The 11,419-nt window shown below is 62.1% G+C and carries 11 protein-coding genes; 7 read left to right on the top strand and 4 right to left on the bottom strand.

Translation table 11 applies throughout. The features are described 5' to 3' along the window. Positions 1-252 precede the first annotated feature (252 nt). The 5 genes from QJT78_RS44215 (at position 253) to QJT78_RS44195 (ending at position 4,974) form a co-directional block, all read left to right on the top strand. Positions 253-1,125, top strand: a complete 873-nt coding sequence (locus QJT78_RS44215; protein WP_028146757.1) for an NAD(P)-dependent oxidoreductase — start codon at positions 253-255, stop codon at positions 1,123-1,125. 22 nt (positions 1,126-1,147) lie between these two features. After that, positions 1,148-2,425 (top strand): sodium:proton antiporter NhaD, encoded by a 1,278-nt coding sequence (nhaD, locus tag QJT78_RS44210; RefSeq protein ID WP_028146758.1) that lies wholly within the window; start codon positions 1,148-1,150, stop codon positions 2,423-2,425. Positions 2,426-2,562: 137 nt separating this feature from the next. After that, entirely contained in the window at positions 2,563-4,158 is a 1,596-nt protein-coding gene (locus QJT78_RS44205) for a HAMP domain-containing sensor histidine kinase (protein ID WP_028159846.1), read from the top strand. A 44-nt stretch (positions 4,159-4,202) separates the two neighbouring features. Next, a complete protein-coding gene (locus tag QJT78_RS44200; protein ID WP_028146760.1) occupies positions 4,203-4,406 on the top strand; it encodes a DUF1289 domain-containing protein in 204 nt (67 codons plus the stop codon). A gap of 28 nt (positions 4,407-4,434) precedes the next feature. Further along, positions 4,435-4,974, top strand: a complete 540-nt coding sequence (locus tag QJT78_RS44195; RefSeq protein WP_028146761.1) for a TIGR02281 family clan AA aspartic protease — start codon at positions 4,435-4,437, stop codon at positions 4,972-4,974. A 114-nt stretch (positions 4,975-5,088) separates the two neighbouring features. Here the strand turns inward: QJT78_RS44195 and QJT78_RS44190 are convergent, their stop codons facing one another. Next, positions 5,089-5,451: a hypothetical protein gene (locus tag QJT78_RS44190; RefSeq protein ID WP_028146762.1), complete on the bottom strand. Its 363-nt coding sequence runs from the start codon at positions 5,449-5,451 to the stop codon at positions 5,089-5,091. Positions 5,452-5,496: 45 nt separating this feature from the next. After that, a complete protein-coding gene (locus QJT78_RS44185; RefSeq protein ID WP_157790107.1) occupies positions 5,497-6,960 on the bottom strand; it encodes a hypothetical protein in 1,464 nt (487 codons plus the stop codon). Positions 6,961-7,446: 486 nt separating this feature from the next. On the opposite strand from QJT78_RS44185, the gene QJT78_RS44180 reads away from it, so the two are divergent. Continuing rightward, positions 7,447-8,115 carry an outer membrane protein gene (locus QJT78_RS44180; RefSeq protein WP_038943855.1) on the top strand — a complete coding sequence of 223 codons (669 nt, stop codon included), beginning with the start codon at positions 7,447-7,449 and terminating at the stop codon, positions 8,113-8,115. A 52-nt stretch (positions 8,116-8,167) separates the two neighbouring features. Here the strand turns inward: QJT78_RS44180 and dusA are convergent, their stop codons facing one another. Continuing rightward, entirely contained in the window at positions 8,168-9,163 is a 996-nt protein-coding gene (dusA, locus tag QJT78_RS44175; protein WP_080586661.1) for a tRNA dihydrouridine(20/20a) synthase DusA, read from the bottom strand. Positions 9,164-9,297: 134 nt separating this feature from the next. On the opposite strand from dusA, the gene QJT78_RS44170 reads away from it, so the two are divergent. Continuing rightward, positions 9,298-10,413, top strand: a complete 1,116-nt coding sequence (locus QJT78_RS44170; RefSeq protein WP_281460630.1) for a site-specific integrase — start codon at positions 9,298-9,300, stop codon at positions 10,411-10,413. Positions 10,414-10,991: 578 nt separating this feature from the next. On the opposite strand, the gene QJT78_RS44165 is transcribed toward QJT78_RS44170, so the two are convergent. Beyond that, positions 10,992-11,234 (bottom strand): DUF2274 domain-containing protein, encoded by a 243-nt coding sequence (locus tag QJT78_RS44165; protein ID WP_049810241.1) that lies wholly within the window; start codon positions 11,232-11,234, stop codon positions 10,992-10,994. Between the last annotated feature and the right edge of the window lie 185 nt (positions 11,235-11,419).

Here is an 11,419-nt window from a genome sequence, read left to right as displayed (position 1 = left end):
TCGCGGTTGGAGGTGATGGGGTTGGCTTCACAACCGAATCCTACGCCGTATCAGCGCTTTACACCACGCTCGCCAGCCCTCAGGCGCACTCTTACGAATAAGACGGGCTAGCACAGGCGGCTGCCAAACGAAGCCGTTGCCCTCTGGCCTCAAGGGTTTATGGTGCGCTCCTAATCCGCCCTCATAGCGGAACCGGGCGCCCCCTCGCCCGGCAAAAACCGTAAAACCCAAACTACGGACAAGGTACCACACATGGCTAAAGTCGCTTTCCTCGGTCTCGGCGTGATGGGCTTCCCCATGGCCGGACACCTCGTGAAAAAAGGGGGCCATGAGGTCACCGTCTATAACCGCACCGCGGCCAAGGCGAAGGAATGGGCGGACAAGTTCGGCGGCAAGACGGCTGCGACCCCGAAGGCCGCGGCCGAGGGCCAGGATTTCGTGATGTGCTGCGTCGGCAACGACAATGATCTGCGCGCGGTCACGATCGGCCCCGACGGCGCGTTCGCCGGCATGAAAAAGGGCGCGACCTTCGTCGACCACACCACCGCCTCCGCCGAGGTCGCACGCGAGCTCGATGCGGCCGCCACCAAGGCCGGCTTCAAGTTCATCGACGCTCCCGTCTCGGGCGGCCAGGCCGGCGCCGAGAATGGCGTGCTGACGGTGATGTGCGGCGGCGCGCAGGACGCCTATTCCGGCGCCGAGCCGATCATCACAGGCGCCTATGCGCGGATGTGCAAACTGCTCGGGCCCGCCGGCTCCGGCCAGTTGACCAAGATGGTCAACCAGATCTGCATCGCCGGCCTGGTCCAGGGCCTCTCCGAGGGTATCCACTTCGCCAAGAAGAGTGGCCTCGACGTCGCCGCGGTGATCGAGACCATCTCCAAGGGTGCCGCGCAGTCCTGGCAGATGGAGAACCGCTACAAAACCATGAACGAGGATAAGTACGATTTCGGCTTCGCGGTCGAATGGATGCGCAAGGACCTCTCGATCTCGCTGGCCGAAGCCCGCCGCAACGGTGCCAATCTGCCGGTGACCGCGCTGGTCGACCAGTTCTACGCCGAGGTCGAGAAGATGGGTGGCAAGCGCTGGGATACGTCGAGCCTGCTCGCGCGCCTTAACCGCTGACACCTGACGAACTGATCCCGCCTTGCTGATCGCGATCGCCGTCATCTTCGTTCTGGCCTATGCGGCGATCGCGCTCGAACACCCGCTCCGGATCAGCAAGAGTGCCACGGCGCTGATCGGCGCCGGGCTGCTCTGGGCGATCTACGCGGCCACGATCGGCGACCACGCCATGGTCGGCCGGCAGATCGACGAATCCGTCGCTTCCACCGCGCAGATCGTGTTCTTCCTGATCGGCGCGATGACCATCGTCGAGGTGATCGACGCCCACGACGGTTTCGAGGTCATCACCTCTCGCATCAGCACGACAAGCCAGGTCCGCCTGATGTGGCTGATCGGCTTCGTGACCTTCTTCCTCAGCGCGATCCTGGACAATCTGACCACCACCATCGTGATGGTCTCGCTGATCCAGCGGCTGATCGCCAGGCGCGACGACCGCCTGCTGTTCGCCTCCCTGATCGTCATCGCCGCCAATGCCGGTGGCGCCTGGACCGTGATCGGCGACGTCACCACGACCATGCTGTGGATCGGCGGGCAGATCACGCCGCTGAAGATCATGGGCTCTGTGTTCCTGCCCTCGCTGGTCAATCTGCTCGTGCCGCTCGCCTTCATCAGCCTTCTGGTGAAAGGCAAGTCCATCGCGCCGCCGCCCAAGGACGACGGAGTTCAGCTCGTCGGGTCGTTCGAGCGCAATCTGATGTTCTATCTCGGGCTCGGCGTATTGATCGCCGTGCCCGCCTTCAAGGCGGTCACGCATCTGCCGCCCTTCATGGGCGTGCTGCTCGGGCTCGGCATCGTCTGGCTGGTCGGCGAGGTCGTTCACCGCGACAAGGACGAACATGTTCGCCGTCCGCTGACGCTCGCGCATGCGCTGACGCGGATCGATATGAGCTCGATCGTGTTCTTCCTCGGCATTCTGCTGGCGGTCGCCTGCCTCGAGCATGCGGGCCTCCTGTCGATGCTGGCGCGCTGGCTGGAGGCGACGATTGGCCGCCAGGACGTCATCGTCGTCGTGCTCGGCCTACTCAGCGCCGTGATCGACAACGTGCCGCTGGTGGCGGCGACCATGGGCATGTACGACCTCGGCCACTACCCGCCCGACAGCTTCCTCTGGGAATTCATCGCCTATTGCGCCGGCACCGGCGGCTCGATCCTGATCATCGGCTCGGCCGCGGGCGTCGCCGCCATGGGGCTCGAGCGGATCGAGTTCCTCTGGTACGCTCGCCGCATCGCCATCCCCGCGCTCGCGGGCTATCTGGCGGGCGCGGTGGTCTACGTCGCCCAGCATGCAGCACTGCACTGACCGGCACTGCGCGCGTTCAAAATTAACGCCGGGTTAACGCAATTCTTTAGCTCCTTAAGTCACCTCTTAAGGATTTCTTGCCAGAGATAGACAATGCAGAAGGCCCGCCTTTGCGCGGGCAGGAATGTTGTTGTTCGATGAGTAAACCCGCTGAAAAGCCAGAGGTCGTGCAGCTTCCGGCCGAGCCGGTGAGCGCGCCATCGGCGAGTAGCCGACGGGCTGCGTCGCAGCGGGTGCGCGAGGCGCGCGACAAGTTAACGTCGACCAGCGGAACCCGGCCGGCTTTCGACGCCGAGATGCTGCGCCAATATGCCCAGACGCGGCTGTCGGCCTCCTATGTCGTGATGCTGCTGGTGGTCGCCACCGGCGTGCTGTTCGGGCTCTGGATGCAGCCGATCCCGGCCGCGGCCTGGACCGCCGGCATGCTCTGCATCCACGCCGCTATGATCCGCAGCTGCCACCGTTTCCTGGCTGAGGCCTCCTCACCCGCGGCGACGCGCGCCTGGCGGACGCACTTCGTCGTGCTCGACCTGCTCTATGGCCTGTGCTGGATGGCGATCCTGATCCATCCCGTGCTCGACATGGTCACGGAAACGCTGATGATGTTCCTGATGCTGCTGGTGATCGCGGTGTCGAGCATGCTGGCCGCAAATCTGCCGATCGCCGCCCTTGCCGCCACGGCGCCGGTCGCGGTCGCGATGGCGCTGAGCTTTGCAATCACCGGTGCGCTCGACAATTACATCCTGGCGGCGCTCGCGCTCGCAGCCGAAGGCTATTTCGTGCTGCTGGCGCACCGCCTGCACTCCTCGACCTTCGCCACGCTCGAGGCACGCGCCGAGAAGGACGCGCTGATCGGCGAGCTCGAACAGGCCAAGGCGATCTCGGACGAAGCGCGCCACCGCGCCGAATCCGCCAACGTCGCAAAATCGCGCTTCCTCGCGCAGATGAGCCACGAGCTGCGCACGCCGCTGAACGCGATCCTTGGCTTCTCCGAGGTGATGAAGAGCGAAATCTTTGGTGCACACGCGGTGCCGGTCTACAAGGAATATTCCGCCGACATCCATAATTCCGGCGTGCACCTGCTCAACCTCATCAACGAGATCCTCGATCTGTCGCGGATCGAGGCTGGCCGCTACGAGCTCAATGAGGAGGCGGTGTCGCTGGTCGGCATCGTCGCCGACTGCCATCATTTGATGAAGCTGCGTGCCTCGAGCCGCGGCATCACCATCCACGAGGTGTTCGAGCAGGCCATGCCGCGGCTCTGGGCCGACGAGCGGGCGATCCGCCAGGTCGTACTCAACCTACTCTCCAACTCGATCAAGTTCACCCCGCAAGGCGGCGAGATCTGGCTCAAGGCTGGCTGGACCGCTTCGGGCGGGCAATACCTCTCCGTGAAGGATTCCGGCTCCGGCATCCCCGAGGACGAGATCCCGATCGTGCTCGCCTCGTTCGGCCAGGGCTCCAACTCGATCAAGTCGGCCGAACAGGGCGCAGGGCTCGGCCTGCCCATCGCCAAGAACCTGATCGACCTGCATGGCGGCACGTTCACGCTGAAATCGAAGCTGCGCATCGGCACCGAGGTGATCGTCACCTTCCCGCCGGAGCGCGTGATGAGTGCGCTGGCGCCGATGTCGGACGATTCTCCGCCGCTCCAGCCGGACAGTTCTGCGGTTCCCGACGAGAAGCGCCGGCCGCGCCACAAGCCGATCATGAGCGCAGGTACGGGCTCTTAACGAGATGCTTGCAGACATGCCCGACGATCCCCCACTATGGCCCCATGAGCAAAGAAACACCGTGCGTCGCCGTCTGCATGATCGATCCCAAGACCAGGCTGTGCTTCGGCTGCGGCCGGACCTTGCCGGAGATCGCGCGCTGGCACGCCATGGAGAGCACGGAACGGCTCGCGGTGATGGCGCTGTTGCCGGCACGCATGGCGGACGCGGGTTTGCAGCCGATCGCGGGATCGCCGAAACGCGCCTGACCGCCCTGCGTCGCCTCGGAGGGGCGCAATGATCCGCTTCCTGCTCGTTCTCGTCATGCTCGCCGGCACGGCCGGTGCCGTCGTCGCCTATGGCGATCCCGACCGGATCGCGCGCGCAAGCAACAAGGTCTCGCACATGTTTCGCGCGCAGATCGCCTCCCCGCCCCCCGCCGTGCAGATCCAGCGCGGCCAGGGCGGCGAGTTCGCGCTACGCGCGAAGATCAACGGCGTCGCCGCACCGATGGTGATCGATACCGGTGCGACCTCGGTGGTGCTGACCTGGGAAACCGCGAAAGCGATCGGACTGCCGCTCGAGATGCTCGAATACGACGTCGATCTCGAAACCGCGGGTGGCCATACCAAGGCAGCCCGCCTTACGCTCGACCGTCTCTCCGTCGGCCACCTCGTGGAAAAGTCGGTGCCGGCCCTCGTCGTGCAGCGCGGGCAGATGAAGACCAATCTGCTCGGCATGAGCTTCCTCGACCGCCTGGAGAGCTGGGGCGTGCGCTCCGACAAGCTGATGCTCACCGGCTACCCGGAATTGCCGGATCGCCGCGCGCTCCGATAATCCGCTTCGCTGCGCGCCCCATGCGCACGATCAGGGCCCAATCGGCCAGGACTGCCTGAGCCGCATAACGCGATCGGCGCTTGTCAGATCGCCCCTTGGCCGCTCTGGCGCAAGTCAAACTGACGGAGCCGCTCCATCCAGGCAGCCCCGCTTGATCCAGTCCGCGATCTCATCGATATCGGCATCGGCAAAGAAAGAATTCGCGTTGAGCGGCATCCGGCCGAACCGCGCATTCGGGTCGTTTGCATCGAAATCCGGCGTGTCGCCCCGTGGGGCGTGAATCATGATCGAGTTGTCGGGATCGCCAACGACGACGACACGCTGCCCCCTGACCTTGCCGTCGGTGACGAACGTGGTGTGGGTCATCTCGCGCCACCAGCGGCCATGGCCCGACAGGTCCGGGTCTGCGCCGACCTTGGTACAACAGGCGTCCATGAAATTCTGAAAATCTGCATAGGTCGTGATTTTGCCCGCCATGTCCGATCTCCCAACCGCTTTGTCACTTCAATTCGGAACCAAACATCACTGACGTTGAAGCACGCGGGCCAATGCCTGCACCATCGGATCATTGTCGAGGGCGGTCCTCGCCGGCGACACAGCCTGATTGGTTTTTCGTGATGCCGTCTTGGCGCTGGCCCCTGCCGATAAGGGCGCTGCAATCCGCCGGAATGCCGCGGATGCCAGCATTTGCTGCGCTGGGTCGTGTGCATCGAGTGCCATGAACGCGACGAAGTCCCGGCCGAGCTCATTTGACACGGCCTGATGGCATTCCATGCAGCTGGAGCCGTTCCGTTGCTGGTAGGTTTCCATCGTCGTGTTCGCCAGGGTCGAGCCAACTCCGAGCGGGAACGGTCCTCCTGCGTTGGTCGGACTTGGTGTCCCCGGCGCGCTTGGCCACTGCGTCATGATCAGCATGTAGTTGGCCCAGACCGTTCCCTTGACCTCCGGGAGATTCCAATACGCCCGGTTCATCTGCATCGTATCGGGTTGGATCGGTTGCAGACGTACGACCTGCATCGGATCCGGGTTATCGCTTGGAGGATTGTCGTCGGAGATCATCTTGGGGGCCGGCGTCGGCGCGAGCCCCGGAGGCGGAGATCCGGAGTTGAACGAGTAAGGAACCTGCGCCGCCTTGGCGTCCGGCTCATCATTTTTGGGTGGAACGTTATCGATATGCTCGAACGAGCTCCAGATCCATTGCGGCCGGAGCTTCGTCTTGATCACGATATGGAGGCCGACGAGCGCGATGTCTCGCTCGTTGCAAACGATGCTTCCGCCGCGCGTCGTCGCGACCGGATCAAACACCATGGCTTTGGCGATGTAATAGCGGCTGTGGTCGATCCCATCGTTTGGCTTGAGCACCCGCCAAGCAGCTTTCAGTTCAATTGAACCATCCCGAAACGCCCCGGGTTTCGCTGCGGTGGGCAGGTTCTGCTTGATGTACCACTTGTTGTTGTCATCGACGATTGAATCGAACTGCTCCCGGTTAAAGCGAACCTCGTAGCGGCTGTACATCCGGCTCTGATCAATCAGCGGATTGGCAAGGCGGGCCAGCGTGAAGGCGGCCTGATTGAAATCCGCGAAATGGCTGAATGCGCTGAGCGTCTTGGTCTGGTTGGTGACCGCGCCTCCGCACGGGTTCGTACCGTCGTAGCTGGCCCATGATGCCGGTTTCGGCGCGCCCGGCGCAAAGACCTCGTAGCGCGCCTTGTAGGTCTCCCAGACGCGGGGGCCCGCGTCGCCGAGCTTCTTGGTCCGATCGGGCTGCCCGCGGTTTGGGGCGCCATCCAGAGCCGGCCAGTTCAACGCGACGAAGGCGCGCCAGCTGAAATTGTCAAACCGCGGAAACGGATTGCCAGGCGCATCCGGGACATCATCAATGCGGTCTGGCAGCACTTGCGGCGTCACATCCTGCGCCGACGCATTGCGCGGACTAAAAAATATTGAGACGCTCACCAGGATCACTATGGCCATGAAAATTGGCATCGCTGGTCCCTCATCAAATCGACCCACATGAAGGGCCCGAGCCCAACGTCTCCGACGCGAAAACAAGCGCGAACGTCACCGCATGAAATGCTGCGAGGGCCGAAGGATCGTCGGACGAGTAAATAACAAAGCAATAAGCAATCTTAGATTGTAGAGCGCATCTTGTCTAATGCTTTGTTGTCGCAACCCGCTCGATCCACCCATCATTGCGATGTTGAGTATGCGCGACGCCAGAGGCATGTCGCTCGTCATCATGACGGACAGCGGCCGATCTGGCGCCTCGTAAGGCCACCTTAGCGCCAGCGCGCTGCGCAACATCGGCGCGGATGCCAGCCAGCCGCCTAACCCCGGCCCCCGCGAACAATCCGTTGGTGTGGTATTTCCTCTATTTACCAACCGCCTAGTCGGTTTATAACAATCCCATTCCCGGATCGGGGTTGGACAAGGCTGCTCCGTGAGGTGCGGCCAAGTGGGAGATTGAGAGTCATGACTGCCAGAGCCGCCTTACGCCGCACGATGCGCGCCCTGCCCTTTGCCGCGGTGTTCGCCGCGAGCAGCGCCTGCGCTGCCGACCTGTCGCCGCGCTACGCCGCGCCCTCCTCCGCCTACACGGCGCCGCAGCCGGTGTATTCGTGGACGGGTCTCTATGCGGGCTTCAACGCCGGCTACGCAGAGAGTGGCGACGACGCGTTCAATAATCTCGTCGGCATCAGCGGCGGCAAGGTCAAGGGCGCCGTCGGCGGCGTGCAGATTGGCTACAACTACCAGCTCTCGCCGATGTTCGTGGTCGGCATCGAGAATGACTTCGAGGGCGGCGACATCAAGAACCACGACGCGCTCAACAGTGCCGCGGTGAGCATCCCCTGGTACATGACCGGCCGCGCCCGCGCCGGCATCGCGACGATGGATTCACGGCTGCTGTTCTTCGGGACCGCGGGTCTTGCCACCGGCGAGCTGAAGGACGGGCCGATCAACAAGATGAAGATGGGCTGGACCGCGGGCGGCGGCGTCGAATGGGCGTTCCTGCCGAAATGGTCGGCCAAGGCCGAATATCTCTACACCGAGTTCAAGCACGACGATCTGCCGGACTGGAACGCCGCGAAATTCCACACCTTCCGCGTCGGCGTGAACTATCATTTCGATCTGCTCCGCTGAGGCGGATCGACGAAGAGCCGGATTTTGCGATCCGGCTTTTCACCCGTTTGGGCTAGGCCGCGGCCTCCGCCGGAGCGCGCGCACCGACACGCGCGATCGCATCGCGCAGCACGTCCACACCGGCGCCAGGCTTCACCCCCTGCTCGGCAAGATGGCGGCGGAAGGCGCGCGCGCCGGGCACGGCGTGGAACGCCCCGACGAAATGCCGCGTGATCGCATGCAGCCGCGTGCCCCGCGCAAGCTGCTGCTCGATATAGGGCATCATCGCTTCGAGCGCGTCCTGCATCGTCGCATGCGGCGCCGCTTCACCGAAGATGTCTTGATCGACGGAGAGCAGTCGCCATGGCTCCTGATAGGCGGCGCGGCCGAGCATCACGCCGTCGACGTGCTCGAGATGCGCTTTCGCCTCGTCGATACCGGGGATGCCGCCATTGATGATGATGGGCACATCAGGCATCGCGCGCGTGAGGCGATAGACGCGGTCATAGTCGAGCGGCGGGATGTCGCGGTTCTCCTTGGGCGACAGACCGTTGAGCCAGGCCTTGCGGGCATGCACGATCAGCGCATCGCAGCCTGAGGCGACCACTCCGCGCGCAAGCGTATCGAGCGCGACCTCCGGATCCTGATCGTCGATGCCGATGCGGCATTTGACGGTGACGGGAATGGAAACCGCGCCCTTCATCGCGTCGACACATCGCGCCACAAGCACCGGCTCCGCCATGAGGCAGGCTCCAAAGCGGCCATCCTTCACACGATCCGACGGGCAGCCGACATTGAGGTTGATCTCGTCATAGCCGAACTCTTCGCCGATCCGCGCGGCCTGTGCGAGCTCGCGCGGATCCGACCCGCCAAGCTGAAGCGCCACCGGATGCTCGACCGCATCGAACCCGAGCAGCCGCTCCCGGTCGCCATGAATGATGGCGCCGGTCGTCAACATCTCCGTATAGAGCAGCGCCCGCCGCGTCAGATGGCGATGGAACACCCGACAGCGGCTATCGGTCCAGTCCATCATCGGAGCCACAGAAAAGCGATAGTGTTGCGATTTCAATGATTTACCTTATGCTTCAACAAGATGAAACATGAACGTGTGCACTCCAAACTAGTCGAAATTGCACACGTTTGTACCCGCTTTGACCTCTTAGTGCACACGTAGCGCACACGATTTGGGGAGTGCACACGACCGTGGCCAGCTTCACTCAGTTGCCGTCCGGGAACTGGCGCGTCCAGGTCCGCCGCAAGAACCGTTACGTGGCAGAGACCTTCCGTCGGCGCAAGGACGGGGAGGAATGGGCACTCGATATGGAGTGCAACATCGATCGTAGCGGATCACCTAAACCCCGCGCTGCCGTCAGAGCGAAGACGTTCGGCGACATCATCGATCTGCACATCGAAGACATGCTGGAGGTTGGTCGCCCTCCCCGCAAATCGAAGGCAGCCGTCTTGGAGGCGTTGAAGGAGGACCTCGGATCAACGAAGCTTCCCAGGCTCAACCGCGAACGGTTGATTGAATATGGCCGAAAGCGAGCGAAGGAAGGTGCGGGACCAGCGACCCTTGCGATCGACATATCGTTCATCAGAACCGTCGCTACACACGCAGCCGCTGTTCACGGGGTCGAGGTTTCCGCCGAAGAGGTTCGTCTGGCACGTGTGGCGCTAAAGTATCTGGGTCTCGTTGGAAAGTCCGATGAACGAGACCGGCGACCAACTCAGGCTGAGCTTGACGAGCTCATTGATTTCTTCGAATCCAATAATCGGCAGGTCATCCCAATGGGCCGCATCGTCCGATACGCGGTCGCAACGACCATGAGGCAGGAGGAGATTTGCCGGCCCGACTGGCCGGACGTCGACATGAAGAAGCGAATCTTATTGATACGAGACCGCAAAGATCCGAGGGAAAAGAATGGCAACGACCAACAAGTGCCACTCCTGAACCTCACAGGCTATGACGCCTGGGAGCTCCTGCTCCAGCAGCGGATCATTACCATGGGTCTGGGTCGAGTATTCCCGTATAATCATAGATCGGTAAGCGCGGCATTCACGCGCGCGTGCGACGAACTAAAGATCGAGGATCTGCACTTTCACGACTTGCGCCACGAGGGCACCAGCCGCCTTTTCGAAGCGGGATTGCCGATCGAGAAAGTTGCGCTGGTGACCGGTCATAAGGATTGGCGCACTCTGCGACGATACACGAAGCTAAGACCCGAAGAGCTTCACAAGTTGCAAACAGCCCATCAGCCGTCTCTGGAAGAATTTATGCAGGCGTTAAGCTGTTCCAACCGATCGACCGCAAGCAGTTAGTCGATGCGCATGCTGGAAGTCGGCCCCGCTAGCTCTGTTTGCCGTTTGTGTTGGCGAGCATCTCATCCCGTTTGCACGGCACGCAGAATGATTCGATTAATATTCACCTTTGTGTTGCTTCTCTCGTCCTGGGCGGAGGCCGAGACCGTCGACGTGAAATATCGTGGCCCGGTCGATCTCAAACCCTTCACCTGCTAGGAGATCACTCGAAGCAGCGTCGTCAATCGGCTCTGCTACGACGCCTCTAATCAATACGTCATCGTCCAACTCAAAACGACCTACTACCACTACTGCGAAATACCGAAGCCTATCGTCGATGCGTGGCTCGCCGCAGACTCGATGGGGCGCTACTACAACGCCAACATCAAGGGTACGGGTAAGGACGGCCCCTACGATTGCCGGACACACAAGGTGCCGCAGTATTTGAGGAACTGACCCTTTTTGGAGGGCTTTTGTGTAGCTTAGAAGAGGCTTCATCAAATGATTCGAAGGAGCTGCTGAAATCACTCGAACTGGCAATGGAACATGTCAGGGCGGCTCTAGTGCGGACGGGCACCGAGGTTTAGCTGTCCCCTGCATTACTGGTCGCGGCTACCACTAAAAGATACTCTTGCACCCTTGCCGTTTCTGCTTCTCTTGAAGGAAGGGTCGCTATCAAGAAGCGCCTCGAGCATAAACGGTATCAGCTCAGCCACTTCTTCCTTGCTTCCGTAGGTCTCGGCATAGAAGTCAGCATACTCTCTCAGCCGTTGCGCAAGGCCCGGCGCCAGTATGACGCTCATCTTCACCGGCGTCCGATCGGGCAGTTTTCCAAGCTTCATGCCTCACTTGCCCTTCGTCATCGCCTGACGGTCCGAGTACGGCTTCAGCACCAGATCCTTCGAAACAATCACCCGCCCCCGTGGGTCGGTCAAAATCCCCCGGGTATGGTCACTTGAAACTCCCCCACCTGATGATCGCCGTCAGCGCCGCTGAACAGCAGTAGCCGGTCAGGCAGGACGTTTAT

Source organism: Bradyrhizobium sp. Mp27 (genome assembly GCF_029953005.1).
Taxonomy (GTDB): Bacteria; Pseudomonadota; Alphaproteobacteria; order Rhizobiales; family Xanthobacteraceae; genus Bradyrhizobium; species Bradyrhizobium barranii.
Note: the sequence above shows the minus strand (reverse complement) of the source record. Positions and strands in the feature narration are given on the sequence as shown.